We start from the raw sequence: 25,061 nt of genomic DNA, 5'->3' as shown, positions 1-25,061 counted from the left end.
ATGCCTCATCTCTATCTTGTCGATGGTTCCGGTTATATCTTCCGTGCCTATCACCGGCTGCCGCCACTGACCAATGTGCATGGCGAGCCGGTCGGCGCCGTCTATGGTTACACCACGATGATCTGGAAGCTCGTCGACGAGCTGCATAAGGCCGATGGCCCGACGCATATGGCGGTGATCCTCGACAAGTCGAGCCACACCTTCCGCAACGAGCTATACGATAAATACAAGGCACAGCGGCCGCCGCCGCCCGAGGACCTGGTTCCGCAATTTCCCATGATTCGTGACGCCACGCGCGCCTTTTCGCTGCCGTGCATCGAGACCGAGGGGCTGGAAGCCGACGACATCATCGCCTGTTATTCGAAAGCGGCGCTGGCGCAGGGCTGGCTGGTCACGATCGTCAGTTCCGACAAGGATCTGATGCAGCTGATCGAGCCCGGGCTCGACCTTTATGACACGATGAACAACCGACGGCTCGGGCCTGAACATGTCCAGGAGAAGTTTGGAGTCGGGCCGGAGCGACTCGGTGACGTGCTCGCACTAATGGGCGACAGTGTCGACAATGTGCCGGGTGTGACCGGGGTCGGTCCGAAGACCGCATCCAAGCTGATCAACGAACATGGCGATCTGGAAGGCGTACTCGCCGCCGCGCCGTCGATGAAGCCGGGCAAACTTCGCGACAATCTGATCGAACAGGCCGATATGGCGCGATTGAGCCGCGTGCTGGTCGAACTGAAGTGCGATGTGCCGTTGCCCGAGCCGCTCGACGATCTGGCGCTGCAAGGCATTCCCGATGCGCCGCTGCGTGCGTTCCTCGAACATCACGGCTTCAAATCGCTGATCGCCAAGCTATCGGCGGTCGCGGACGCGCCGGTCGAGACACCGAAGACGGTTCCGCTGGTGGAGGATCCGCCGTGCGACCATGACGGATACGAGACGGTGGTCGATACGGCCGCGCTGGACGAGTGGATCGCCACGGCACGGCATCAGGGCTGGATCGCGATCGATACCGAGACGACCGGAGTCGATGCGACCCGCGCCGAACTGGTCGGGGTGAGCATGGCGCTGCAACCCAACCGGGCCTGTTACATCCCGCTCGCACATGGCGGCACCGACATGTTCGCCGAGGTGCCGGTGCAGATCGACCGCGCGGTCGCGCTCGCGAAGCTCAAAACCTTGTTCGAGGATCCGAGCGTCCTCAAGATCGGGCACAATCTCAAATATGACATGATCGTGCTCGGTCGCGCTGGCCTGGATGTCGCGCCGTTCGACGACACGATCGTGATGAGCTTCGATCTCGATGCCGGCCTGCACGGGCACGGCATGGATGAGCTGGCCGCGACGCACCTGTCGCACAGCTGCATCGCGTTCAAGGATGTGGTCGGCACCGGCAAGACGCAGCGCGGCTTTGCCGAGATCGATCTGAAGGCGGCGACGCGCTACGCCGCCGAGGATGCCGATGTGACCTTGCGGTTGTGGCGGCGGTTCAAGCCGCGCCTGCCGGCGGAACAGGTCACGCGCGTCTATGAGATGGTCGATCGCCCGCTGATCCCGGTGATCGCACAAATGGAGCGGCACGGTATCAAGGTCGATGCGGCGAAGCTGTCGCAGCTCTCGACCGAGTTCGCACACCAGATGGGCGCGCTCGAGGTCGAGATCCATGCGCTGGCTGGCGGTGCCTTCACCATCGGCAGCCCCAAGCAACTGGGTGACGTGCTGTTCGAGCGCATGGGCATCAAGGGCGGGCGCAAAGGAAAATCCGGGGTCTATTCGACCGACGTCAACGAGCTTGAGCGGATCGCGGCAGACAAGGACTCGCCGGGCAAGGATATCGCGCGCAAAGTGCTCGACTGGCGCCAGCTGTCCAAGCTCAAATCCACTTATACCGACGCGTTGCAGGCGCAGATCAACCCGGCGACCGGCCGCGTCCATACCAGTTACTCGCTGACCGGAGCGCAAACCGGGCGGCTGTCCTCGACTGACCCGAACTTGCAGAATATTCCGATCCGTACCGAGGTCGGCCGGCAGATCCGCGATGCGTTCGTCGCCGAAGAGGGCAATGTCCTGCTCGCGGCCGATTATTCGCAGATCGAACTGCGTCTTGCCGCGCATATGGCCGACGTGCCCGCGCTGAAGGCGGCGTTCGCCAATGGCGACGACATCCACAGCCTGACCGCGCAGGAATTGTTCGGCGAGGTGAACCGCGACACGCGTGGCCGTGCCAAGACGATCAACTTCGCGATCCTCTATGGCATCAGCCGCTGGGGCCTGGCCGGCCGGCTCGACGTCACCGCGGAGGAGGCGCAAGCGATGATCGACCGCTATTTCGAGCGCTTCCCCGGGATCAGCAACTATATCGTCCAGACCACCGAAGGCGTGCGCGAGACCGGCTATACGACGACCCTGTTCGGCCGGAAGACGCACTTTCCGCGTATCAAATCAAAGATCCAGCATGAGCGCCAGGGCGCCGAGCGCGCGGCGATCAACGCGCCGATCCAGGGCACCAGCGCCGACATCATCAAGCGGGCAATGGCGCGGATGGGGCCCGCCTTGCTCGAAGCAGGATTGCCCGATGTGCGCATGCTGCTGCAGGTGCATGATGAACTGGTGTTCGAACTGCCCGAAGGCGATGTCGAAGCGGCAAAACCGGTGATCGAGCGCGTCATGGCCACCGCCGCCGAACCGGCGGTGGTGCTGAGCGTGCCACTCGGCATCGAGATCGGGACCGGGAAGAGCTGGGGCGCGGCGCATTGACCGCAGCGACGGGGGACATCGATGATCTCAACGCGCTCGCCAAGGGCGGGCGGACCAACATCATCGGGTTCCTGTTGCGGCTTGCGGCGCGCCTGCCCTTCCTGTTCATCGCCGGTCGCGTCTATGGCCCGGAAACGGTCGGACGGTTTGCGATTGCCGTGGTGGTGGTCGAGCTCGCCGCACTGCTCGCGACGCTCGGGCTGAAGCGCGGCCTGGCACAGGCGCTGTCGGATACGGAGCGCCCGCATGTCCATGTCGTGTGGGACGCGATGGCGGTGGCCTTCGTCGTCTCACTGATCGCCAGCGCGGTGCTGATTCTGTTCCCCGAGGTGATGTATCCCAACACGCCGATCACCGGGATGGACCGGTGGCTGCCGTGCATCATCTTTGCTACCGCGTGGTCGGACGTCAGCCTTGCCGCGCTCGCCTATCGCCGCAACGTCAAGGCGACAGTGACCGCCCGCGCGATCGTCGAGCCGTGGACGATCAGCGCCGCGGCCTGGGCCTTCTCCTTCTATTCGCTGCGCGATGGACTGGTCCTGTCCTACATCCTGTCGATGGCGGCGGCACTGGTCGCGTCGCTGATCCCGTTCGTGCGCAGCTATGGCATCCCCCATGGCTGGAAACCGCGTGTGCGCCCGCTGCTCGCGCTGGCCGGGCGCAACATGCCGCTCGCCGGCGCCGATGCGGTCGAATGGGGCACGCGCAACGTCGACCGCTTCATCCTCGGCGTGATGTTCGAACCCAAAGTGGTCGGCATCTATTATATGGCACAGCAGGTCGCTTCGATCCCGGCCAAGCTCAAGACCAGTTTCGACCCGATCCTCGGCCCGGTCATCACTACCGCACTCGCGCGCAACGACCGCGAGGCGGTGGCAGCGCAGGTCAAGCAGGTCGGCTTCTGGATCATGGCGGCGCAAGTCGGACTCGCACTGATGGGATCGATCCCCGGCGAAGCGGTGATGGGTGTGGTTGGTCCGCAGTTCGTCGCAGGCACGGCGGCGCTTGCTTTCTTATTGTCGGCCGAGGCGGCGGCGTCGACCGGTGCGGTGTGTGAAAGCGCACTGGTCTATATCGCGCGGTTGAAGAACCTGCTGATCTCGCTTGGCATGCTGTGTTTCCAGATCGTGCTCAGCTTTGCGCTGATCTTCGCGATCCGCAATGGAGGATGGCCGGTCAATTATCAGGCAGCGGGCCCGGCGATCGCGCTGCTGCTGTCGGTCAGCCTGACCTCGGTGATCAAATCGAAATTCCTGTCGCGCCTGCTCGGCGCGGGTGTCGCCGGCTGGCGCTGGCCCTTGCTGTGGGCGGCATTGGCCGCCGGGCTGGTCGGCAGCGCCTTCACCGCACTGCCCAAAAGCTATGAATGGGCGGAGGCGGCGATCGGCATTCCCACGATTTGCGCGACTTATTTATTCGTGCTGTTCAAATGGGCATTCGGCCCGTCGGATCGCGCGCTGTTTCGCAAGATTCCCAAAGCGGGGCCAGAATCGGCCGAGGGCGCGCTGCCGGTCTAAGCCGGCGCTAACGGCTCGTTATCTCGGTTTTCATCGCGGCGATTGCTTTGGTGGCATAAGCGGGGACCGCCGTTGCATGGGTCGGCACATGCCATGTCGCCACCGCCTGGCCTGCCGCGCGCGCCACGAACCGGGCCGCTGATGATGAAGCTTCGCGTGCGGCGGCATGGGACCCGAGAGAAAGCTTGCGCACTTCGGCCAGGCTGAGTTCGCGCCGTCCGCTGGCCCAACCGCGGATCGCTTCGATCGCCATGCGCGGTCGACCGTCATTCGGATGCTCGGCTTCGAACAGCGACAGAACGGCTTCCGCTTCGTGTGCCGCGGTCAGGGCAACCGCCCGGTGTCGGCCCGAGTTGCGCTGGATGGGTTGCCGATCACACGGATCTGGAGAAGCTTGCGTCGTCATTCCGAACCCGCCTTTCGATCCGATGCCTGTTATGCGAAGGCCGATCTGACCTAGTGTCGGAAGTGGCGCATGCCGGTGAAGACCATCGCCAGCCCCGCCTCATCCGCCGCCGCGATGACTTCGTCGTCGCGGATCGAGCCGCCGGGCTGGATGATCGCAGTCGCTCCCGCCTCGACCGCGGCGAGCAGGCCGTCGGCGAAGGGGAAGAAGGCGTCGGAAGCCACCGCCGAGCCAATCGTGCGCGGCGTCGTCCAGCCCGCCTTGTCTGCCGCGTCCTTCGCCTTCCAGGCGGCGATGCGCGCGGATTCGAGTCGGTTCATCTGGCCCGCACCGATGCCGGCGGTCGAACCATCCTTGGCGTAGACGATCGCGTTCGACTTGACGTGCTTGGCGACGGTCCAGGCAAAGCGACAGTCGGCCAGTTCCGCCGGGGTCGGCGCGCGCTTCGTCACCACTTTCAGTTCCGGCGTAGCGCCGTTATCGCGCGTCTGGACCAGCCAGCCGCCGGTAATCGACTTTGCCTGCAATCCAGTCCGCGCCGCGTCGGGCAGGTCGCCGGTGAGCAGGAGGCGCAGATTCTTCTTCGCCGCGAAGATCGCCAGTGCCGCTTCATCGGCATCGGGCGCAACGACGACTTCGGTGAAGATGCCCGAGATCGCCCGCGCGGTCGCTTCGTCGAGCCGGCGGTTGAGCGCGATGATCCCGCCGAACGCTGATACCGTGTCGCACGCAAAGGCGGCGGCATAGGCCTCTTCCAATGTCGCAGCCGACGCGACCCCGCATGGGTTGGCATGCTTGACGATCACCACCGACGGCGCGGCATCGCGGAATTCCGCGATCAGTTCGAGTGCGGCATCGGCGTCGTTGAGATTATTATAGCTCAGCTCCTTACCTTGCACTTGCCGTGCCTGGCCAATGCCCTTCGCATGCGGACCAGTCGCGCTGTAGAAGGCAGCGGATTGGTGCGGGTTTTCGCCGTAGCGCAGCGATGCGCTACGCTTCAGCGTGATCGGCAGCGTTTCCGGGAAAGCCTCGCCTTGGTCGGCAAAGCCGAACCAGCTGGCGATCATGCCGTCATAAGCCGCGGTTGCGGCAAAGGCGCGCGCGGCGAGGCGCTTGCGCAGCTCGATCGTCGTTGCACCGCCTGATGAATCCATTTCGGATATAAGTGCGGTATAGTCGGACGGATCGGTGACGACCGCGACGAATGCGTGGTTCTTGGCCGCCGAGCGCACCATTGACGGGCCGCCGATATCGATATTCTCGATGATCTCGGGCCGGTCGGCGCCCTTCGCGACGGTCTGCGCGAACGGATAGAGGTTGACGATCACCAGATCGATCGCGCCGATGTCATGTTCGGCCATCGATGCGACATGCGCGGGATCGTCACGCACCGCGAGCAGCCCGCCATGGACCTTGGGGTGGAGCGTCTTGACCCGGCCATCCATCATCTCCGGAAAACCGGTCAGGTTGCTGATGTCGCGCACATCGAGTCCGGCATCGCGCAGCGCCTTGGCGGTGCCGCCGGTCGAGACCAGTTCGACACCGTGACGGGCTAGCGCCTGACCCAGATCGATGATGCCGGTCTTGTCCGACACCGAAAGCAGGGCGCGGCGGATGGGAATGCTGGTCATGTGGGCTCCGGAAAAAAGATCAGTTGGCGCGTTTGAAGGCCCAGTTGACGCTGGACCCGCCGGCGGGGGATTCGCCCGTGATGACGAGCTGGTAAGTCGATTGTGGGCGGCCTTCGGCGTCGATCCACAAACTGTCCTCGATCGTCAGCGTGCCGCCGCGGCAGCGATACTGCCACAGCGCGCCACCGGGCATGCGCAACAGCGCGGCCATGCCATCGGCGGTGGGTGAGGCCTGCACGCCCTGGCCGAGATGGAAGCGGATCGCAAAGGCGGTCGTGACGGTCTTGCGGCGCTTGCCCTCGGGCAGCAACAAATCCTCGCCACGCAGTTCGCGGCCATTGCCGGTCAGTACCAGCTGGCGGCGATGGATGAAGCCGAAGCGCCGCGCATACCCGTCATGGCTCGCTTCGATCCGGCTGCCGGCATCGCTTTCCTGCCGCGCCAGTTCGACCTCAGCGACGCCGCGCCCGAGTGTGCCATCGGGATGGATCGCGGTCGAATTGCTGTCGCCGACGATCAGCGTCGAATGCGCCGCTGTGGTGCGCAGGCCGTCGGCAAGCGCAGCGGGCAATTGCGCCACGGCGGCCCGCGCGCCACCGCAATTGACCACCAGCCGGTGTGGACCATCGGAAAATTCGAAGGCAAGGGTCGAAGCGCAACCGCCCTCGACCAACCGCGCCACGGGCGGCGGTGCCGCGTCCATGATCAGCACGGCCGGACCGGCGGCGAGGCGCTGATAGCCCCAGTCGCGCGCCTGGCGCAGCGGTCTTGCGCGTACCCCGGTCGCGTCGATGATCTGCCTGAGCGTCTCGCCCGACACCGGACCACCGCCCTGCCAGCTCGACAGTCCCTTGTCGCCGTGACAGACGCCGAGCAGCGCCGGGACCATGCGGTTGAGTACTTCGAGCAGCGCGGCGGGCGGTTCCAGCCGGCGCGAGTCATAGACCTCGCGCAGCATCGTCAGCAGCATTATGATGTCGAGTTGTGCATGCGGCGAGCGCGCGACACTACCGCCGTCATCGAACACCGACGCCGACAGCGCCTTGATCAAAGCCGCCTCAGTTGATGAGCGACGCGCATCGCCGCCGGCGATCAACAGCCCCGCCGCGACTACGCCGCACAAGGCGGCGATGCGTGGTGCGCCGGGTGCCATCTTCTCCGCGCCGCGATCGATATGCCGTGCACCGCGCGCAAGCGTATTGAGCAGCCGACTACGATAGACTAGGTCGGTCGAAGATAGCACCAATGGCGCATGGGCGGTCCAGAACAGGATGCGCCGGCCCCAGAGATCGGCACGCCAGGCCGGCTCACTGACCGTGTCGGCATGCACATCGAGCCAGCGGCGCATCAGCCCCTCGGCGATCGGCGTTGCCTGCGCTCGCGTCGCGACGGTCGACAAGTCGCGCAGCCAGGCGAAGCTTTGCACATGATCGCCAAGCGCGCGGGAATAATCGGGCTTGCTCAGGTTGATCGCATCGATCGGCCGGATTTCACCACGAAAGCTGAGATTGCCCTCAAGCAAGGCATGTCCGCGCTTCACATCGCCGAGAAAGGGATCGTCGGGCACCGCGATCAGCTTGAGTGGATGCCGGCCCTTCAATTTCAGCCCATGGATCGGAGTGCGCCAGGTCAGGCGGTGGAGCCGTTCGGCAAGGCGTTCGGACAGCGACAACCCCTTGTCGCCGCCCAGCCTGATCAGCCGCTTGCCTTCATCGATCCCATCGTTGCCGGGCTCGCTGGGATCGCTCACTCAGCCTCTCAATGCCGCGATATTATCGGCATAGGCGGATGCCCCCCCGCGAAAGGTGGCGGTGCCGGCGACCAGCACATCGGCGCCGGCCGCGATCGCGCGCGGCGCGGTGGCGCGGTCGATCCCCCCATCGACCTCAAGATCGACGCTTAGCCCGGCCTTGTCGATCATCTTGCGGATCGCTTCGATCTTGCGCAGCTGGCTCTCGATGAAGCTCTGCCCGCCGAAACCGGGATTGACGCTCATCACCAGCACCAGGTCGACCTCTTCGAGCAAATAGTCGAGCGCCTTGGCCGGCGTCTGTGGGGTCAGCACCACGCCGGCGCGCTTGCCGAGGCCCTTGATGCGCTGGATCGTGCGGTGGGTGTGCGCCCCGGCCTCTACATGGACACTGATCGTATCGGCGCCCGCTTCGGCAAAATCCTCAAGGAATGCGTCGACCGGCGCGATCATGAGATGCACGTCGAGCGGCTTGGCGGTGTGCGGACGCAATGCCTTCACGACCGCCGGCCCGATCGTGATGTTGGGCACGAAATGTCCGTCCATGACGTCGACATGGATCCAGTCGGCGCCGGCGGCGTCGATCGCGCGCACCTCCTCACCGAGCCGGGCGAAATCGGCGGACAGGATCGAAGGGGCGATACGGACTGGATGTTGCATGATCCGACCCTCTAGCACGACCGACTCGGCCCGCAAGGGATGGATCAGATAGCGCGCCTCATCCGCGCCATGAAAAACCCGTCACAGCCGCCCTGATCGGCGAGCGCGCCGGGCAATGTGCGCAGATACCCTTCAGCATGCGCGGTCAAGCCTTCGGGCAATTCTTCCTGACGGATCCGATCGACCGCATAGTCGCCGCGCGTGCCAAGGAAGCGCTTGAGCTGCTTCTCGCCCTCGGCCGGTTCGAGCGAGCAGGTCGCATAGACCAGCAACCCGCCGGGCCGAACCCAGTCGGCGGCGCGCGCCAGCATCTTCTCCTGCAGCGCGGCCATTTCGGAAATCTGCGAGGGGCGAATGCGGTGAAGTACGTCGGGATGGCGACGGAAAATACCGGTCGCGCTGCACGGCGCATCGAGCAGAACCGCGTCGGCCGGCGAGGGCGGCGACCATTTCAGGACATCAGCGGTGACGACGTCCGCCGACAATTTCGTCCGCGCGAGGTTATCGTGAAGTCGCGCCAGACGACTTTCCGCACTGTCAACCGAAGTCACCCGCCAACCGGCGCTTGCGAGCTGCATCGTCTTGCCGCCGGGCGCGGCGCATAGATCAAGCGCGACGCCGGTACCGCGCCCGATCAGTCGCGCGGGAAGCGAAGCCGCGATGTCCTGCACCCACCAGACACCCTCTTCGAAGCCGGGCAATTCGGGTACATGGCCGCTGGGCAGGCGCACATGGCCAGGCATCAGCGACACGCCGCCGAGTTTCTCCGCCCATTCATCGGTCGTGGCGGGATCGGCGATGACCAGATCGAGCGGCGGCGGCGCGGCGATGGCGTGCTCGGCGCCTTCGATCGCATCGTCGCCCCAGGCGGCATGCCAGCGGATCGCAACGGGATCGGGCAAGGTCGGAATCTCGGGCAAGCTCGCGCCCTGCCGCGATAAAGTGCCGAACACGCCATGGACCAGCTTGCGCGGCCCGCCATCGACCAGCGGCAGTACGGTGCTGATCGCGGCATGCGCCGGGGTGCCGAGCGCGAGCGTCTGGACCAGGGCGATGCGCAGCGCCGACCGCGCCTTGGCGTCTTCGGGCAAAGGTCGCGCGGTCGCGGAATCGATCAGCGCGTCGAGATCGGGCAGGCGGCGTAACGTCTCAGCGGCAATGGCATGGGCGAGCGCGCGGTCGTCGGCACGATCGATCCCGGAGGTCGCGCGATCGAGCGCGGCCTCGAGTGGCAGGCCCTGACGAAGCACGGCATCGAGCAGGCGCAGTGCCGCGCGCCGTGCAGGAACGCCGGCGGGCTCGGGCTGGTTGGATTGGGAATGAGCCAATTCAGCGCCGACCGAGCGAGTTGCGCGGCAATGTCGTCGTCTTTAGCTGATTCACTTGAACCAACTCCTTTCAGGACCGATGTGTCGTCGGGAGAGTCGCGGTTCAATCGCGTTTCACCGTTCACTCAGGGAGCAGCCCATGGCCCAGCGGCCGCCACATGTGAAGCCACCAGCCTATCTGTCGAAGAATCCGCCGGTGCCGACGCCCGATCCGAAGGGTGAAAACGAGGCGGGAGCGGAAGACCCACTCGGCCTTAATCCGGTGCGTTATGGCGACTGGGAATTGAAGGGCATCGCGGTCGATTTCTGACCGAAACGGAACGAATCGACGCGTTGACGCGTCGAAAGGCCGTGAGATTCAAGACCATTATCGCCGATCGACGGCTTTACTGGACCGTCGGCGGCTTGGTCGCCCTGATCGTGCTTGCCTTGCTCGGCCTCGCAGCATTCCCTTGGGGCAGCCTGAAATCGACGGTCGAGAGCCGAATGAGCAAGAGCTTCGGCCGGCCAGTGACGATCGGGCGGATCGACCGGCTCGACGGCTTCTCGTTCTCGCCGACGATCGCGATTCATGACATGCGTATTCCGCAAGCCGAGTGGGTCGGGACCGGTGATCTCGCGACGATCAGGGCGGCAACGGTTCGTTTTTCCGTTTTCCCGCTACTGACCGGCAATTTTCGGCCCGAATCGATCGATGTGTCCGGCCTGCGCCTCAATCTCGTGCGGGCGAAGGATGGGCGCGAGAACTGGCGTCAGTCCGGATCCGATGAGTCCGGCCCAGTCCCGCGCCTGACCGCGTTGCGTATCGTCGATAGCATCATCAGCTACCGCGACGCCAAGGTCGGGCGCAGCTTTACGGTCAAAATGACCGCGGACAGCGCCAAGGGCATCGTGCTGAACGGCAAAGGCGAAATCCTAGGAGCGCCGGTCGCGCTCAGTGCCAAAGGCGCCGCGATCGAAAACGTCGCCGGTAGGCTCTGGCCCTTCGAAGCGACCATCGAAGGGCCACGGCTGGGCATGAGGGTAATCGGTAAGATGGATTCGCCGCTCGACGCCAGCGCCATGACGATCGACCTGACCGCGCGCGCCGACGATCTGAAGATGATCGACGCGGTGATCGAGGCAGGCCTGTTCGGTACTCAGGACGTGCGGCTGAAGGCGCATGCCCGGCAGGACGGGCTGGACTGGACGATCACGAAGCTAAGTGGCACGATCGGCCAGTCGGACATTGCCGGTGGCCTGACCGTGCGTCGACGGGGGGGGCGTACTCTGCTCGACGGCGATGTCGTGTCGAACCGGCTGAACTTCGACGATTTCGCTTCCGATGCCGGGCTCGCCAAGGCCGCCGCGCTGGAGCAGTCGATCGGGCTGAGACTGGTGCCCAATACGCGGATCAACATCGTCAAGATCGATGATACTGACGGCGATATCCGTTTCAATGTGCGGCAAGTGATCGGCGGGAAGCGACCGTCATCGGTCACCTCGTTGCGTGGAAGCCTCAAGCTAGATCATCAGTTGCTGGTCGTCGCACCGCTGGCCATCGGTCTCAAACAGGGCACGATCACCGGATCGATGCGCGTCGACCAACGTGGTGGCGTCAAGGTGCCAATGGTGACGATCGATCTGAAGCTCAGCGGCAGCAGCGTCGGTGCGCTGGCCGGCGGTGGCGGCGCAGTCGACGGGCGGGTCGATGCCCGCGCGAATCTGTCCGGCCCCGGCAGCACCATCCGCGAAGCGGTCGGCAACGCCAATGGCAGCATCGGTCTGGTCGCACGTGACGGCGGGCTGCCGGCCAAGGTCGCGGCGATGATCGGCTTCGACGCCTCGCGCGCGCTGACCAGCGATGATGACGAACGTGCCGGCTTGCGCTGCATCGTGCTGCGACTCGACATGCGGCGGGGCGTCGGCCGGGTCGATCCACTGGTGCTCGACACCACACTCAGCCAGTCGAACGGCCAAGGTAGCGTCAGTTTCCCGTCCGAAGCGCTGGCGATCACCCTGACCGGCGCGCCGAAGCAGAAGAGCGTGTTGCGCCTGCCCGGATCGGTAACCGTTGCGGGCACGATCCGCGACCCCGACATTGCTATTCCACCCAAGATGAAGTCGGTTGGCAATGTGCTGAAAGCGATCGGGCGGTCGATCACCGGCAACCAGGGTCCCAAGGCGAGCGATGCGGACTGCGTCGCGCTGTCGGCGCGGGCGCTGGGCGGCGGCTAGGGCACTTCACATCCACTAATTGCCCGGCTTTCGCCCCTGTTATCCCCCGTTTCCGGCAGTATATTTTCTCGCCCCTGTTATTGTTGGGGCTGGCTGCCGATTACCCGTCTATTTTCAATAGCATAGCTGATTCCGCTTCTGTTATGAAAACAGGAGATAACGGGGGCAATAACAGGAGCCGTTTCGATCGAAACAGGGCGACCATCGCCTGGCACCTCGCAGCCATTTGAAAGAGCGAGACAAGAGCGCCTGACCGACGTCTCGTCCGATCGCCACTCCGCAGCATCTCGCGGCGATATCGATCGCCAGGGCCGGGCAAGCTACGCGTCGAGCAGCGTGGCGAGCTTGGTCACGGTGTTCCAGTTGCGCGCGGTGGCAATCTTGGGGAATTTCGCTTTGCTCATGCCCTGGAGCAGCTTCGAGTCGCGCATCTGCTGCTGGCCAAGAAAATCGGTATAGAGTTCGCGCCCGACGGCGTGGAGCCGTTCCGGGCCGCCATGGACCTCGGCAAGCCGTGCGATCCGGTCGGGCGGAAAGGGTTCGCGGTGGAAACTGACCAGCACATGACTGGGATGATCGAGCACCGCATCCGCAAAGGGATTGGCGGCGATGACAGCACGGATTTCGGCCAGGCCGCGCACCATGACGTCAGTCTTCAGGCCATATTGCTCCAGCGCCGCCTCAAGCATCGTCTCGATCTCAGGTCCCAGCTGCTCAGAGTCGAACAGGACATTGCCGGAGGCGAGCAACGTTTCGACCCGCGTGAAACCAAGTCCTTCGGTGATCGCCTTGAGATCGGTCATCAGCAGCTTGCGGCCACCGAGATTGACCCCGCGCAGCAATGCGACCCAGCGCATCATACTTCGCGAGTCAGCGGCCGAGCGAGCAGCGCGCCGACCACATCGCCGACATCGGCGCCTTCAAGCAGCGCGCAGACCGCATCGACCACCGGCATCGCAACACCCGCCGCGATCGCCGCCTGGCACAGCACCGGTGCAGTGAAGGCGCCTTCCGCCACGGTGCGGCGGTCGGCGAGCATCTCGCTGGAACTGCGCCCCTGCCCCAGCCCGACACCGAGCGAGAAGTTGCGCGAACTGGTCGAGGAGCAAGTCAGCACGAGATCGCCGAGCCCGGACAACCCGGCCAGCGTCTCGGCACGCGCGCCCCGCGCCAGGCCAAAGCGCGTCATCTCAGCGAAACCGCGCGCAATCAGCGCGGCGCGGGCATTCTGCCCGAGCCCCGCGCCCTCGACCACGCCACAGGCAATGGCGAGCACATTCTTGACCGCACCACCGATTTCCGCACCGATTACGTCATTCGAGGCATAAGTGCGGAACGCAGGGCCGGCGAGCCGATCGGCCAGAGCCGCGCCGAGTGCTTCGTTCTCACAGGCGAGCGTAACGGCAGTCGGCTGCCCGGCGGCGACCTCATGCGCGAAGGTCGGCCCCGACAGCACCGCGATGGGCGCCTGTGGATGGACCTGACCGGCAACTTGTCCGACGAGCAATTGGGTGCCCGTCTCGATGCCCTTGGCGCAGAGCACGAGTGGCGTTGCCCCAACATCGATATCGGCGAGGACCGAGCGGACATGCTGAGCGGGCACGACAACGAGCAGCGCGTCGCATGCCGATAGATCGTCGAGCGCCCCGGTGGCGCGGATATTCTCCGGCAATGGCACACCGGCGAGGAAGACCGGATTCTCATGGTCAGCGTTGATTGACGCCACGACGTCACGCTCGCGCGCCCAGAGCAACACGGGGTCGCCGCCGCGCGCCGCGACCTGGGCCAGCGCGGTGCCCCAGGCACCGCCGCCGATTACCCCTATCTTCATGAGCAGATCCTCATGCCTTCACTCCCGCGCCACGTACCGCCTCGGCTGCCGGATCGAGCGGCCAGCGCGGCCGTGCGGCGATATCGAGCGGATCGGTGAAACCAGCGGCGAAGCGTTCCGCTCCCGCCCAGGCGATCATCGCGGCATTGTCGGTGCACAGCCACAAGGGTGGCGCGACGAAGCGCAGACCATTGGCCTGCGCCAGGCTTTCCAGCGCCGAACGCACTGCCTGATTGGCCGCGACGCCGCCCGCGACAACCAGAGCGGTCGCGCCGGGCGCATTGCCCAGCGCCTTGGTCGTGCGGTCGATCAGGCAATCGACCACCGCCGCCTGGAACGAGGCGGCGATATCCTCCGCGTTCCAATTGCCCGTGTCGCGCGCTCGCGACACGGCGCTCTTTAGTCCGGCGAAGGAGAAATGCGGCTCCACCGCGCCCTTTAGCGGCCGGGGCAGCGGCACGGCCCTGGGATTGCCGAGCAGTGCCGCGCGCTCGACCGCCGGGCCGCCGGGAAAACCCAGGCCGAGCAGTTTCGCGGTCTTGTCGAACGCTTCGCCCGCGGCATCGTCGATCGTCGTGGCGAGGCGGCGATAGGCGCCGACGCCCTCGACCAGCAGTAACTGGCAATGCCCGCCCGAGACGAGCAGCAGCAGATAAGGAAAGTCGAGATCGGGATCGGTCAGGCGCGGGCTGAGCGCATGGCCTTCGAGATGATTGACAGCAACCAGCGGCTTGCCGGCGGCATGGGCCAGCGCCTTGCCGGTGACCAGGCCGACCATGACGCCACCGATCAGACCCGGTCCCGCAGTCGCGGCAATGGCATCGACCTCGCTCAGCGTGACGCCGGCGTCGCCAAGCGCATCCTCGATCAGCGGCATCAATGCCTCGACATGGGCTCGCGCGGCGATTTCCGGCACGACGCCGCCATAGGGGCGATGCGCCGCTTCCTGCCCGGCAAGACGATGCGCGAGGATGACGCGATCGCTCGTCACAAGCGCGGCTGCGGTTTCGTCACAACTGGATTCAAGGCCGAGGATCAGCGCCACGGCTTTCCTCTAGCCCGATCGGCGGCTAGCACAAGCTATGCCCATTCTCTTCCGTCTCGGTACCAGAGGGTCGCCGCTTGCCCTGACCCAGGCCCGCATGGTTCGCACCGCGCTTTGTCTTGCCCATGGCTGGCAGGAAGAAGAAGTCGAAATCGTCACCGTCGTCACCACCGGCGACCGGGTGCAGGACCGCGCGCTGGCCGAGATCGGCGGCAAGGCGTTGTGGACCAAGGAGCTCGACCGTGCGCTGCTGGCCGACGAGATCGATTGTTCGGTCCACTCGATGAAGGATGTCGAGACGATCCGCCCAGATACGTTGGCGATCACCGCGATGCTGGCACGCGCCGATGTGCGTGACCGGCTGATCGGCGCGGCAAGCATCGACGAAATCCGCCGGGACGGCATTGTCGGCACCAGCTCACCGCGACGCAGTGCACAGTTGTTGCGGTTGCGCCCCGATTTGAAAATTGCGCTGTTCCGCGGCAACGTCGACACGAGGCTGGCCAAGCTGGCGGCCGGGGAGGTCGATGCGACTCTGCTCGCCGCTGCCGGACTTGACCGGCTCGGACGGCACGATGTCGGCGTGGCGATCGCGACTGACGTCATGCTGCCCGCGCCGGCACAAGGGGCGGTGGGGATCGAGACCCGCGCCGGCAATGCCCGTGCCGCCGGGCTGGTCAGAGCAATCGATCATGGCGTGACCCATCGTTGCGTGCTGATCGAGCGTGCGCTGCTTGCTGCGCTCGATGCCGATTGCCATTCGCCCGTCGCGGCACTTGCGCAGATCGACGGCGACAAAATGGTGCTGCGCGCCGAATTGCTGTCCGAGGATGGCCGTGAGCATGTGACAGGTGAAATAACCGGATCAATCGGCGAGACCGATCTGGCGCAGCGCCTAACGCACGACTTGCTCGATCGCGCGCCTGCGGCGGTGCGGGCGCTGTTCGCAGCATGACTCGGCCGGTGGCCGTGCTGCGGCCCGAGCCGGGCAACAGCGCCACCGCCGCCCGCGCCGAAGCGCTGGGCCTGACGGTGATCCGCCTGCCCTTGTTTGCCGTGCGCCCGGTTGCCTGGACAGCGCCCGACCCCGACATCCATGATGCGCTGATCCTGACCAGCGCCAATACGATCCGGCATGGCGGTGAGGCGCTGCGCTCGATGCTGGCGCTGCCGGTCCTGGCTGTGGGAGAACGCACCGCCACGATGGCGCGTTCAGCCGGGTTTGACGTCATGGCGACCGGGGTCGCCGATGTGACAGCGTTACTGGCCCTTGCCGAGGCGCGCGGCATACGGCGTGCGCTGTTTGTTGGTGGCCGGGAAAGGATTCCGGTCAACAGTGACGTCATTGCCACAGCAATCACCGTCTATGGCAGCGACGCGTTGCCCCTCGCGCGCCGTGAGATCGAAGCGCTAGACGGGGCGGTGGCGCTGCTTCATTCGGCGCGAGCGGCGCACAGGCTGGGTGGGCTGGTCGTTGACCGGTCGCGGATCAGGCTTGCCGCTTTGAGTGACGCCATCCTCGACGCAGCCGGCGCGGGCTGGGCCGGCGGGCTCGCCGCGACCGCACCCGACGACGGCATGCTGCTCGGGGTGGCCCGAATGCTGGCCGATTGACCGGGACGGCGCGCACGGGGATAAGGCAGCATGAGCGATATGCCGACAGATTTTACCGGGCAGACACCCGCCCCGGCCCCCATGGCTGCGACCGTCCAGTCTCCCTGGCGCACGGCCATGATCATCGCCGTGCTGGCCTTTGTCGGTGGTTCGATCGCGATGGCCGCCATCCTGCACTATCAAAGCCGCTGGTTCCCGGCACAACAGGCAGTGGCGGTCGTGCCCAAGGGGCAGTTGCCGGTCGTCGTGGTGCCTGCCGCCGGTCCGCCGGCCGCCGTAGCGCCGGTAATCGACCTCAACGCGCTGTCGTCGCGCGAAAGCGAACTCGCCGCACGGCTCGCCGATCTGGAAGCGCGCACCACGCGCGTCAGCACCGATGCGCAGACCGCATCGGGTTATGCGACGCGCGCGGAGGGCATGATGATCGCCTTTGCCGCGCGCCGTGCGCTCGATCGCGGCCTGGCGCTCGGTTATGTCGAGCAGCATTTGCGCGCGCGCTTCGGCACCGGCCAGCCGCGCGCCGTCGCGGCGATCCTGCAGGCAGCACGCGAACCGGTGACGATCAGCGAACTGCGCGCCGGGCTCGACGGTATCGCACCCGAACTGGTCACCGGGGCGGCAAGCACTGGCTGGTGGTCGAGCTTTCGCCGCGAACTGGGCAATCTGGTCGTGCTGCACAAGGCGACGACCCCGTCACCACTGCCGGTCGATCGTCTCGCCCGCGCCCGCCAACTGCTTGAGGCGGGCAAGGTCGAAGCGGCACTGGCCGAGGTCGCGCGCATGCCCGGCGCTGCCCAAGCGACGCGCTGGACCGCCGCTGCACGGCGCTACATCGGCGCGCGCCGCGCGCTAGACACGATCGAGGCGGCCGCGATCCTCGGCCAATCCGGAGCTGCCGACCTTTCGGACAATGAGACGATCCCGGCGGGCTGATCTTCCGCTTTTTGGGGCGCCATAGGCACCTGGAATCATTGTCTTCAGTCCGACCCCGACGGCTGGCGGTTGCGACCAACGCCTCGTCGCACCAGATGAATAAATTAACCTTTCGTTAACTATCTCGGCATACGAATTGTTAACCCGCCAAGCATTTGTGTCGTGGCGGGGACGTACTTCACACCCGCCGAGGATCAGCCGCCATGCTTCGCGCCTTGATGACGCTTGCCCTGATCGTGCCGCTGGCCGCCGGCTGCGCAACGACGCGCGGTCGCACGTCCGTTGCCGTTGATGTATCCAAACAAAGCTCAGGCTGGGAATCGGTCGCAACCCAGGAAGACCTTGCGCGGATCAACGCGCTGCCGGCGCGCTGGTCGAGCGCGCGCGCCGCCGTGCCCAAGCGTCTCGCCAAGAAGCTCGCCGCGGAAGGGCCGCTGGTCCAGCCCGACGCGGCGCTCGACCTGCCCGCGCTCCCGCCAGGCTCCTATCGCTGCCGCCTGGTCCGCTTCGGCGGGCGCGCCGGCTTCGCGAGCTTCGCACCCGATTTCTGCTATGTTGAAGGCGACGCCAAAAGCCTGTCCTTCACCAAACAGACCGGCACGACCTTGCCCGGCGGATGGCTGCATGCGGACACCGACAAGCGTCAGGTGTTTCTCGGCACCTTTCGCACCGGCGGTGAAAAGATCGCGCCGCCTTATGGCAGCGATCCCGCGCGCGACGTCGCCGGCGTGATCGAACGCGTGGCGCCGTTCCGCTGGCGGCTGGTCCTCACCCATCCGGGCAAGGGCGCGCTGCTTGACCTTTACGAACTTGTCCCGGTGCCGCCCAGCTCACCTGCCGGATCGGCACGCTGAATCTTTCGGCTTGGATAGCGCCGACCCACTCCCTTTCCAACGACCGAGCCTATTCTGAATAGGGGCCGACAGAGGCTCAATCCTTGATCCGCTCGATCAGCGCCATGGCTGCGGCCGGCGCACGCACTTTGCCGCCATGGATGAAGAAAACAAAGGTTTCGCGTGGCTTTTCCGGGGCCGAGGTGCCGACATACGTCAGACGATCAACGGGCAGCCCCTTGGGCGATCCGCCGCTTGCCCAGATTTTCGCCGTATCAGCCCAGCGATCGATCGCTGCCTTGGGATAGCAAAGCGGATTGTCATCCTCGCCGCTTTCCAGCCGGGCATAAACGAAATCGCCAGTGATATCGGCGATCGCAGGATATTGCGGCGAATCCGCGAACACGATCGCGACACCGGCGGCACGGCACAATTCGATGAATTCCGGCACCGCGAAACTCTCGTGCCGTACCTGGATCGCGTGGCGCAGCTTCACGCCATCCTGGCTATCGGGCAGCAGTTTCAGGAAGGCACCGAAATCCTCGGCGTCGAACTTCTTGGTCGCCATGAACTGCCACAGGATCGGGCCGAGCTTGTCGCCCAACTCGACGATGCCCTGGCCGGTGAAGCGCGTGATCGAATCGCCCGCCTCGGCCAGCACCTTGCGGTTGGTGCAGAAGCGGGATGCCTTGACCGCGAAGACAAACTCGTCGGGCGCGGCCTTGGCCCAGCCTTCGAACGTCGCCGGCTTGAACCCGCTATAATAGGTCCCGTTGACCTCGATCGCGGTCAGATGGCTCGCGGCATATTCGAGCTCGCGCTTCTGCGGCCATTTGTCGGGATAGAAGGTCCCGCGCCATGGTTCGAAGGTCCAGCCGCCAATGCCGGCGCGAATGGGTGCTTGTGTCATGAGCCGAGACTAGCGCGAAATCGGCGCGGGTAAACGGCCGACATTGCCCATTTACAGGCTCGATCGATTTGGACATCGCTGCCATGATCCAATCACCTCGAGCGGCCATCAATGCGCATGCGAAGGAAACCTCGAACCGTGAATCAGCGAACCGCGATCGTCACCGGCGCGGCGCATGGCATCGGACACGGGATCGCACGACGGTTGGTTGAGGATGGATATGCCGTCGGGATCGTCGATATCGACCCCGACGCCTGCCACGCCGCAGTGGAACAGCTTTGTCCGATCGGCAAGGTCGCGGCCGCCGCTGCGGACATCGCGAACCCGGATGCGGTCGCAGATGCCGTTGCACGCGTCGCATCCGATCTGGGTGCGCCAACCATTTTGGTCAACAATGCCGGTTTCGCGCGCGACGTGTCGTTCGCCGACATGTCGATCGACGATTGGGACGCGGTGCAGAATGTCCATCTGCGCGGCTCGTTCCTGATGGCAAAGGCCGTCCTGCCGTACATGATGGCGGCGCGCTGGGGCCGGGTGGTGAACATTTCGAGCATTTCCGCGCAGGGCCATGCGGGACGCGCCAATTATTGTGCGGCAAAGGCCGGTATGCACGGCTTCATCAAGTCGCTGGCGGTCGAACTGGGACCGTTCGGCATCACCGCAAATGTCGTCGCGCCGGGCCTGATCGTGACCGCGATGACTGATGCCACCGCAGCGCGGCGCGGCCTGTCGCTGGAGGATCATCTGGCCGATGCGGTGACCCGAATACCGGTGCGCCGGGCCGGCAGCCCTGCCGATATCGCGCATGCCGTTTCCTATTTCGTCAGCGAGGCAGCGGGATTCGTATCCGGTCAGGTGCTGACGGTATCAGGCGGAGTCACCGTGTGACCTGGACCGGCGCACGCGTTTCATGACGAAGAATTCATTGGCGCATGGCGCGCGTCGAGCCGACATCCGACGCTGGAGAACGCCATGGAAGTCGAAGTCACCGCCGAGGCCAAGGACAAGCGCCTGAACCGCCTGGTCGCGATCACCGTCGTGATCCTGTCGGTGTTCATGGGCCTGGGCAACATCAAGGACGGCAACATCGTCCAGGCGATGCAGCAAGCCAAGGCGGATTCGGTCGATCGCTGGGGCGAATATCAGGCGACCAAGACCAAGACGCATATCGCCGAGACAGCGCGGAGCGAGATCGCGATCCTGGCCAGCGCCCTTCCTTCAGCCAAGACCGCAGCGGCCGCGCTGGCCGAGACCGATACGAAGATCGCCAAATACCGCGCCGAGGCGCCGAAGCTCGCCACCCAGGCTCAAGGTTTTGCCGACCAGTATGACGCGCTCAACGTCCATGATGATCAGTTCGACGCAAGCGAGGCGCTGATCTCGACCGCGATTTCGCTCGCTGCGGTCGCCGCCCTGACCGAAAGCTTTGGCCTGATCGCGGCGTCATGGGCGTTTGGTGCATTCGGCATCTTCATGGGGGTGTGCGGTTTTGCTGGATGGGCATTCCACCCCGACATCCTGAGCAATTTCCTCGGCTGATCAGCGTTCGATAAAGGCGTAGCGATCGCGAATGCGGCGATTGAAGAAGCCGCCCTTCGACCCCGAGCGCCGCATCGCTGCGACCTCCGATACGGGCACGTCGAGATAGGTGTAGCGCCGGCCGCTGACGAACTCGATGTCGAGCCGCCGCGCGGCCTCGTAATAGTCGAACGATCTGATCACGCTTGATGGCATGACGTCGCAACGCACGAGCCACCGATCGGATCGGCACGCGGCAAGGATCATGCTCTCCTGTTGCCCCGGCGCGGTAAAGCGGCGACAATCCCGACATGGCCGAGATCATCAACAACCGCGCCGAGAGCCGCTACGAATTGCAGGAGGGCGGCGAGCTTGCCTTCGCCGCCTATGAGCAGCGTGGTGACGTCATCATATTCACTCACACGATCGTGCCACGGGCACTGGAAGGGCGCGGCATCGCCAGCCAGTTGATCAGCCATGCGCTCGACGACGTCCGTGCGCAGGGGTTGAAGATCGACCCGCAATGCGGGTTCGTCGCCGCCTATCTCAATCGGCACCCGAAGGAGCGCGACCTGCTGGCGTCCGGCGCGGGATGAATACCGCGCTCCCCGCCCCTTGCGACCAGGCCGCAACAGGCGCGGGCGGCAGCGCGGCGCATCCCAACTGGACGCTGGTCGCGACGATCCTTGCGTCGAGCCTCGCCTTTATCGACGGCTCGGTGGTCAATGTCGCACTGCCCGCGATCGGGCATAGTTTCGGCGGCGGTGCGGCCGATCTGCAATGGACGATCAACGCCTATCTGCTGCCGCTTTCTGCGCTGCTTCTGCTTGGCGGCGCGGCGGGCGATCATTTCGGGCGGCGGCGCATGCTGATCGCCGGGACCGCGCTATTCGCCCTCGCCTCGATCGCCTGTGCCATGGCCGCGTCGCTCGAGATCCTGCTGGCCGCACGCGCGGTGCAAGGCATCGGCGCCGCGATGTTGATGCCCAACAGCCTCGCGATCCTCGGCAATGCGTTCAAGGGCGAGGCACGGGGCCGGGCAATCGGCACCTGGGCGGCGGCCGGGGCGATCGCCAGCGCCGCGGGGCCGCCGCTCGGCGGGTGGCTGGTCGATGCGTTCGGCTGGCGCTTCATCTTCCTGATCAACCTGCCCGTCGCGGCGGCGGCGATGCTGATCGCCTGGAGATATGTCGCCGAGAGCGCGGAGGGCGAGCAGCCGCTCGACTGGCCCGGGGCGCTGCTCGCCACGGCCGCTCTCGGCGCACTGACCTGGGCGCTGACCTTATGGTCGAGTCATCATGAGGCGAGCGCGATAGTGTGGATCGGGGCCGGTGCGGGGATCGTGCTGCTCGCCTTGTTCCTGATCACCGAACATCACCGGGGCGAACGCGCGATGATGCCGCTGTCGCTGTTCGGATCGCGCGCGTTCGTCGGACTGACCGCGCTGACCTTCCTGCTTTACGGCGCGCTGGGCGGGCTGTTCGTGCTGCTGCCATATCTGCTGATCGTCGGCGGGGGATATACGCCGCTCCAGGCCGGCATGGCGCTGCTGCCCTTTTCGATTGTGATCGGCGTTGCGTCACGGGTGATGGGCCGGACGACCGAGCGAATCGGCCCGCGCTGGCCGCTGACGATCGGCCCAGCGGTCACCGGGCTCGGCTTTGCGTTGATGGTGCGAGTCGATCCGCAAGCGAGCTACTGGACCAGCGTGCTGCCCGGCATGGTCGTGATCGCGCTCGGCATGGCGGGCGCGGTCGCGCCGCTGACCACCGCGGTGCTGTCCTCGGTCGACGAGCGCCATACCGGCACCGCGTCGGGCTTCAACAGCGCGATCGCACGCACCGGCGGTCTGATCGCCACCGCGCTGACCGGTGCGGTGATCGCGCAGGTCGGTGCGGCGCTGACCTCGGCGTTCCAGGCGGCGGCGCTGATCTGCGCGGTGCTGGCGGTGGCGTCGGGCGCGATTGCTTTCCTGACACTGGATGGAGCGAAGAAGGCGGGCTGACCAGGCAAGTCGCGCCGCGCAACTTCACCGCGGGACGGTCAATCGGCGAAAAGATTCTGCGCCATGAAATCAACGAAGACGCGCAGTTTGGGCGAGAGATGGCGACTTGACGGCCAGAGCATGCGGAACACCCCCTGGTGCTGCACATAAGGTTCGAGCACGGCGACCAAAGTCCCGTCGCGGAACTGACGGCGCAAAGCGAAATCCGGCAGGCAGGCGATGCCGAGTCCCTGTTCGGCCATATGGATCAAAGGCTCGATCGTATTCACCACCGCCGTGTTGGGTAAATCGATCTCCTTCACGCCAGCGGCCAGCGGCCAGGACTCGAGCTTGCCGTTGGTGGCGAAGCGATGCTGCAAGCAAGCGTGATCGATGAGCGCCTCCGGCCTTTGCGGTGTGCCCCGCATGGCAAGATAGCCCGGTGACGCCACGAGCTTGAGCCGGAAGACACCCAGGGTGCGTGACATCAACCGCGAATCGCTGACCTCGCCCGCGCGCACCACGCCGTCGAACCCCTCATCGATGATATCGACGAGCCGGTCGGTGAAATCGAGATCGAGTTCGACCTCCGGATAAGCGCGCATGAATGCGCTCACCGTCGGCATCATCAGCATGCCGGCAAGTGGCATGCTGATCCGCAACCTGCCGCGCGGGACGCCCTGGGTCTGGGCGATCTCCTGTTCTGCCGCCTCCATCTCACTGAAGATACGGCGACAGCGTTCGAGGAACCGCGCGCCCTCGGGCGTCAGGGTGATGCTCCGCGTCGAGCGATGGAACAGCCGCACGCCGAGCCGCTCCTCGAGCCGCGCGACGGCCTTGCCGATCGCCGAAGAGGATACGCCGAGATGCCGTCCCGCACCGGTGAAGCTTCGCGCCTCGGCGGCCTGAACGAATGCGTTGAGCGCGCCCAGGCTATCCACGCCATTCCTCCATTACGGACGGAAAGATCCGATATCTTCGGAATAGCAGCCACATTCTCCCGAGTCAGGCGGCGATTTATGTCGCCCTCCATCGCATCCGGCATGGAGAGACCGATATGGACAACGCATTGTACGACTATTCGCCGATCGTGACTCGGCCCCGGCTTGATTGGCCGAACGCGGCACGCGTCGCTTTTTATGTCGGTGTGAACATCGAACATTATGAGATCGACAAACCGTCGACGAGCATCTTCGCCGGCACCGCCAAGCTCAAGCCCGATCCGCTCAATTATGGCTGGCGCGATTATGGCGTGCGCGTGGGCATCTGGCGCATGATCGAGGCGCTCGATCGATACGGCTTGCGCGCCTCGGTGCTGCTCAATGCCGATGTCTGTGCGCGTTACCCGCAGATCATCGATGCGGGACGTGCCCGTGATTGGGCCTGGGTCGCGCACGGCAGGAACAACTCGATCTTCCAGGCGGACATGACGATCGAGCAGGAGCGGGCCTATCTGGCCGAGGTGGTCGCGACGATCACGGCGGCGACGGGCAAGCGAATCACCGGCTGGATGGGTCCGGCGCTGACCGAGACATTCGAAACGCCGGGCCTGCTCAAGGAACTCGGGCTGTCCTATGTGCTCGACTGGTGCGCCGACGATCAGCCCTTCCCGCTCAATGTGCCGGGCATGATCTCGGTACCTTATTCGGTCGAACTCAATGACGTCATGCTGTTCACCGGGCATGGCCTGTCGGGCGAGGAATTCTATCGCACCGTGGTCGACCAGTTCGACCAGCTCTATCGCGATGCCGAACAGGGCGGCCGGGTGATGGCGTTGTGCCTCCACCCATTCGTGATCAACCAGCCGTTTCGGCACAAATATCTGGAAAAGGCGCTGGCCTATATCGCGGGACATGAGGGGGTGTGGCTGACCACCAGCGATGACATCGCGGCGCATTATGCGGCGGAGGTGCAGAAGGATTGAGAAGAGCGACTCGGACTTTGCCGAGTCGTCGGTCGCGGCCTAAGCCGCGCCGGCCGGGTCGCCGCACTTTCTCGTTTTAGCTTCGCTAAATCTCGTGCGGCGACTGGAGCGGGCGAAGGGATTCGAACCCTCGACCCCAACCTTGGCAAGGTTGTGCTCTACCCCTGAGCTACGCCCGCTCTGGCGCCTGCCTGGTCACGGAC

Annotated in this window: 24 protein-coding genes and 1 tRNA gene; 13 read left to right on the top strand and 12 right to left on the bottom strand. The window is 65.2% G+C overall.

Features of this window, described 5'->3' with window-relative positions:
• Nucleotides 1-2,754, top strand: a complete 2,754-nt coding sequence (polA, locus tag G4G27_RS19400) for a DNA polymerase I (protein WP_183110153.1) — start codon at nucleotides 1-3, stop codon at nucleotides 2,752-2,754.
• Nucleotides 2,751-4,271: a lipopolysaccharide biosynthesis protein gene (locus G4G27_RS19395; RefSeq protein WP_183110152.1), complete on the top strand. Its 1,521-nt coding sequence runs from the start codon at nucleotides 2,751-2,753 to the stop codon at nucleotides 4,269-4,271. Before polA ends, G4G27_RS19395 begins: the two co-directional genes overlap by 4 nt.
• Before the next feature lie 7 nt (nucleotides 4,272-4,278).
• Here the strand turns inward: G4G27_RS19395 and G4G27_RS24415 are convergent, their stop codons facing one another.
• Genes G4G27_RS24415 through G4G27_RS19370 form a run of 5 tightly spaced genes read right to left on the bottom strand, consistent with a single transcriptional unit; the run spans nucleotide 4,279 to nucleotide 10,049 of the window.
• Nucleotides 4,279-4,677: a putative immunity protein gene (locus tag G4G27_RS24415; RefSeq protein ID WP_345940655.1), complete on the bottom strand. Its 399-nt coding sequence runs from the start codon at nucleotides 4,675-4,677 to the stop codon at nucleotides 4,279-4,281.
• 50 nt (nucleotides 4,678-4,727) lie between these two features.
• Complete coding sequence (gene purH / locus G4G27_RS19385) at nucleotides 4,728-6,311, bottom strand: bifunctional phosphoribosylaminoimidazolecarboxamide formyltransferase/IMP cyclohydrolase (RefSeq protein WP_183110150.1); 1,584 nt, start codon at nucleotides 6,309-6,311, stop codon at nucleotides 4,728-4,730.
• A 19-nt stretch (nucleotides 6,312-6,330) separates the two neighbouring features.
• Complete coding sequence (locus G4G27_RS19380; protein WP_183110149.1) at nucleotides 6,331-8,061, bottom strand: heparinase II/III family protein; 1,731 nt, start codon at nucleotides 8,059-8,061, stop codon at nucleotides 6,331-6,333.
• Nucleotides 8,062-8,721, bottom strand: a complete 660-nt coding sequence (rpe, locus tag G4G27_RS19375) for a ribulose-phosphate 3-epimerase (protein WP_183110148.1) — start codon at nucleotides 8,719-8,721, stop codon at nucleotides 8,062-8,064.
• Between the two features lie 44 nt (nucleotides 8,722-8,765).
• Nucleotides 8,766-10,049 carry a transcription antitermination factor NusB gene (locus G4G27_RS19370; protein ID WP_183110147.1) on the bottom strand — a complete coding sequence of 428 codons (1,284 nt, stop codon included), beginning with the start codon at nucleotides 10,047-10,049 and terminating at the stop codon, nucleotides 8,766-8,768.
• A gap of 139 nt (nucleotides 10,050-10,188) precedes the next feature.
• Here G4G27_RS19370 and G4G27_RS19365 point away from each other — a divergent pair, with 139 nt between their 5' ends.
• Complete coding sequence (locus G4G27_RS19365; RefSeq protein ID WP_183110146.1) at nucleotides 10,189-10,359, top strand: DUF1674 domain-containing protein; 171 nt, start codon at nucleotides 10,189-10,191, stop codon at nucleotides 10,357-10,359.
• A 41-nt stretch (nucleotides 10,360-10,400) separates the two neighbouring features.
• A complete protein-coding gene (locus G4G27_RS19360) occupies nucleotides 10,401-12,266 on the top strand; it encodes an AsmA family protein (RefSeq protein ID WP_244624424.1) in 1,866 nt (621 codons plus the stop codon).
• Between the two features lie 320 nt (nucleotides 12,267-12,586).
• Here the strand turns inward: G4G27_RS19360 and G4G27_RS19355 are convergent, their stop codons facing one another.
• From G4G27_RS19355 to tsaD, 3 genes are read right to left on the bottom strand one after another with little or no spacing between them, the layout of a single operon-like run.
• Nucleotides 12,587-13,123 (bottom strand): DUF1697 domain-containing protein, encoded by a 537-nt coding sequence (locus G4G27_RS19355; protein WP_183110145.1) that lies wholly within the window; start codon nucleotides 13,121-13,123, stop codon nucleotides 12,587-12,589.
• Nucleotides 13,123-14,097 (bottom strand): NAD(P)H-dependent glycerol-3-phosphate dehydrogenase, encoded by a 975-nt coding sequence (locus G4G27_RS19350; RefSeq protein ID WP_183110144.1) that lies wholly within the window; start codon nucleotides 14,095-14,097, stop codon nucleotides 13,123-13,125. Before G4G27_RS19350 ends, G4G27_RS19355 begins: the two co-directional genes overlap by 1 nt.
• A 10-nt stretch (nucleotides 14,098-14,107) precedes the next feature.
• Nucleotides 14,108-15,142, bottom strand: a complete 1,035-nt coding sequence (gene tsaD, locus G4G27_RS19345; protein WP_183110143.1) for a tRNA (adenosine(37)-N6)-threonylcarbamoyltransferase complex transferase subunit TsaD — start codon at nucleotides 15,140-15,142, stop codon at nucleotides 14,108-14,110.
• Between the two features lie 37 nt (nucleotides 15,143-15,179).
• Here tsaD and hemC point away from each other — a divergent pair, with 37 nt between their 5' ends.
• From hemC to G4G27_RS19325, 4 genes are all read left to right on the top strand, one after another.
• Nucleotides 15,180-16,097, top strand: coding sequence for a hydroxymethylbilane synthase (hemC, locus tag G4G27_RS19340; protein WP_183110142.1), 918 nt, complete (start codon nucleotides 15,180-15,182; stop codon nucleotides 16,095-16,097).
• Nucleotides 16,094-16,756 carry a uroporphyrinogen-III synthase gene (locus G4G27_RS19335; protein WP_183110141.1) on the top strand — a complete coding sequence of 221 codons (663 nt, stop codon included), beginning with the start codon at nucleotides 16,094-16,096 and terminating at the stop codon, nucleotides 16,754-16,756. Before hemC ends, G4G27_RS19335 begins: the two co-directional genes overlap by 4 nt.
• A gap of 30 nt (nucleotides 16,757-16,786) precedes the next feature.
• Nucleotides 16,787-17,689 (top strand): hypothetical protein, encoded by a 903-nt coding sequence (locus G4G27_RS19330; protein ID WP_183110140.1) that lies wholly within the window; start codon nucleotides 16,787-16,789, stop codon nucleotides 17,687-17,689.
• A gap of 203 nt (nucleotides 17,690-17,892) precedes the next feature.
• Complete coding sequence (locus G4G27_RS19325) at nucleotides 17,893-18,543, top strand: DUF4893 domain-containing protein (RefSeq protein WP_183110139.1); 651 nt, start codon at nucleotides 17,893-17,895, stop codon at nucleotides 18,541-18,543.
• Between the two features lie 76 nt (nucleotides 18,544-18,619).
• Here G4G27_RS19325 and G4G27_RS19320 read toward each other — a convergent pair whose 3' ends face one another.
• The gene (locus G4G27_RS19320; protein ID WP_183110138.1) at nucleotides 18,620-19,432 is read right to left on the bottom strand and encodes a DUF72 domain-containing protein; all 813 of its coding nucleotides are present in this window, start codon (nucleotides 19,430-19,432) and stop codon (nucleotides 18,620-18,622) included.
• A gap of 138 nt (nucleotides 19,433-19,570) precedes the next feature.
• Here G4G27_RS19320 and G4G27_RS19315 point away from each other — a divergent pair, with 138 nt between their 5' ends.
• On the top strand, nucleotides 19,571-20,320 hold the full coding sequence (locus tag G4G27_RS19315; RefSeq protein WP_244624423.1) for an SDR family NAD(P)-dependent oxidoreductase: 750 nt from the start codon (nucleotides 19,571-19,573) through the stop codon (nucleotides 20,318-20,320).
• 84 nt (nucleotides 20,321-20,404) lie between these two features.
• Entirely contained in the window at nucleotides 20,405-20,971 is a 567-nt protein-coding gene (locus G4G27_RS19310; protein WP_183110136.1) for a DUF4337 domain-containing protein, read from the top strand.
• Here the strand turns inward: G4G27_RS19310 and G4G27_RS19305 are convergent, their stop codons facing one another.
• Nucleotides 20,972-21,154: a KTSC domain-containing protein gene (locus G4G27_RS19305; RefSeq protein WP_244624422.1), complete on the bottom strand. Its 183-nt coding sequence runs from the start codon at nucleotides 21,152-21,154 to the stop codon at nucleotides 20,972-20,974. It abuts the gene before it with no gap.
• Between the two features lie 107 nt (nucleotides 21,155-21,261).
• Here G4G27_RS19305 and G4G27_RS19300 point away from each other — a divergent pair, with 107 nt between their 5' ends.
• A complete protein-coding gene (locus G4G27_RS19300; RefSeq protein WP_183110135.1) occupies nucleotides 21,262-21,546 on the top strand; it encodes a GNAT family N-acetyltransferase in 285 nt (94 codons plus the stop codon).
• On the top strand, nucleotides 21,543-22,955 hold the full coding sequence (locus tag G4G27_RS19295) for an MFS transporter (protein ID WP_183110134.1): 1,413 nt from the start codon (nucleotides 21,543-21,545) through the stop codon (nucleotides 22,953-22,955). Before G4G27_RS19300 ends, G4G27_RS19295 begins: the two co-directional genes overlap by 4 nt.
• 38 nt (nucleotides 22,956-22,993) lie before the next feature.
• Here G4G27_RS19295 and G4G27_RS19290 read toward each other — a convergent pair whose 3' ends face one another.
• The gene (locus G4G27_RS19290) at nucleotides 22,994-23,875 is read right to left on the bottom strand and encodes a LysR family transcriptional regulator (protein WP_183110133.1); all 882 of its coding nucleotides are present in this window, start codon (nucleotides 23,873-23,875) and stop codon (nucleotides 22,994-22,996) included.
• A 116-nt stretch (nucleotides 23,876-23,991) separates the two neighbouring features.
• Between G4G27_RS19290 and G4G27_RS19285 the strand changes: the two genes are divergently transcribed.
• Nucleotides 23,992-24,858: a polysaccharide deacetylase family protein gene (locus tag G4G27_RS19285; protein WP_183110132.1), complete on the top strand. Its 867-nt coding sequence runs from the start codon at nucleotides 23,992-23,994 to the stop codon at nucleotides 24,856-24,858.
• 104 nt (nucleotides 24,859-24,962) lie between these two features.
• On the opposite strand, the gene G4G27_RS19280 is transcribed toward G4G27_RS19285, so the two are convergent.
• Nucleotides 24,963-25,037 (bottom strand) — tRNA-Gly (locus G4G27_RS19280).
• Nucleotides 25,038-25,061: the final 24 nt, after the last annotated feature.

Source organism: Sphingomonas sp. So64.6b (assembly GCF_014171475.1).
Lineage (GTDB): Bacteria > Pseudomonadota > Alphaproteobacteria > Sphingomonadales > Sphingomonadaceae > Sphingomonas > Sphingomonas alpina_A.
This window is presented reverse-complemented; position numbering and strand designations above follow the sequence as displayed.

What these genes read in the sequence shown, in the direction of transcription:
- G4G27_RS19310 (WP_183110136.1), top strand. Translation starts at nt 20,405, where the DNA reads ATGGAAGTCGAAGTCACCGCCGAGGCCAAGGACAAGCGCCTGAACCGC.
- rpe (WP_183110148.1), bottom strand. Translation starts at nt 8,721, where the DNA reads ATGCAACATCCAGTCCGTATCGCCCCTTCGATCCTGTCCGCCGATTTC.
- G4G27_RS19350 (WP_183110144.1), bottom strand. Translation starts at nt 14,097, where the DNA reads ATGAAGATAGGGGTAATCGGCGGCGGTGCCTGGGGCACCGCGCTGGCC.
- G4G27_RS19320 (WP_183110138.1), bottom strand. Translation starts at nt 19,432, where the DNA reads ATGACACAAGCACCCATTCGCGCCGGCATTGGCGGCTGGACCTTCGAA.
- polA (WP_183110153.1), top strand. Translation starts at nt 1, where the DNA reads ATGCCTCATCTCTATCTTGTCGATGGTTCCGGTTATATCTTCCGTGCC.
- G4G27_RS24415 (WP_345940655.1), bottom strand. Translation starts at nt 4,677, where the DNA reads ATGACGACGCAAGCTTCTCCAGATCCGTGTGATCGGCAACCCATCCAG.
- G4G27_RS19285 (WP_183110132.1), top strand. Translation starts at nt 23,992, where the DNA reads ATGGACAACGCATTGTACGACTATTCGCCGATCGTGACTCGGCCCCGG.
- hemC (WP_183110142.1), top strand. Translation starts at nt 15,180, where the DNA reads ATGCCCATTCTCTTCCGTCTCGGTACCAGAGGGTCGCCGCTTGCCCTG.
- G4G27_RS19335 (WP_183110141.1), top strand. Translation starts at nt 16,094, where the DNA reads ATGACTCGGCCGGTGGCCGTGCTGCGGCCCGAGCCGGGCAACAGCGCC.
- purH (WP_183110150.1), bottom strand. Translation starts at nt 6,311, where the DNA reads ATGACCAGCATTCCCATCCGCCGCGCCCTGCTTTCGGTGTCGGACAAG.
- G4G27_RS19325 (WP_183110139.1), top strand. Translation starts at nt 17,893, where the DNA reads ATGCTTCGCGCCTTGATGACGCTTGCCCTGATCGTGCCGCTGGCCGCC.
- G4G27_RS19300 (WP_183110135.1), top strand. Translation starts at nt 21,262, where the DNA reads ATGGCCGAGATCATCAACAACCGCGCCGAGAGCCGCTACGAATTGCAG.
- G4G27_RS19330 (WP_183110140.1), top strand. Translation starts at nt 16,787, where the DNA reads ATGAGCGATATGCCGACAGATTTTACCGGGCAGACACCCGCCCCGGCC.
- G4G27_RS19355 (WP_183110145.1), bottom strand. Translation starts at nt 13,123, where the DNA reads ATGCGCTGGGTCGCATTGCTGCGCGGGGTCAATCTCGGTGGCCGCAAG.
- G4G27_RS19295 (WP_183110134.1), top strand. Translation starts at nt 21,543, where the DNA reads ATGAATACCGCGCTCCCCGCCCCTTGCGACCAGGCCGCAACAGGCGCG.
- G4G27_RS19365 (WP_183110146.1), top strand. Translation starts at nt 10,189, where the DNA reads ATGGCCCAGCGGCCGCCACATGTGAAGCCACCAGCCTATCTGTCGAAG.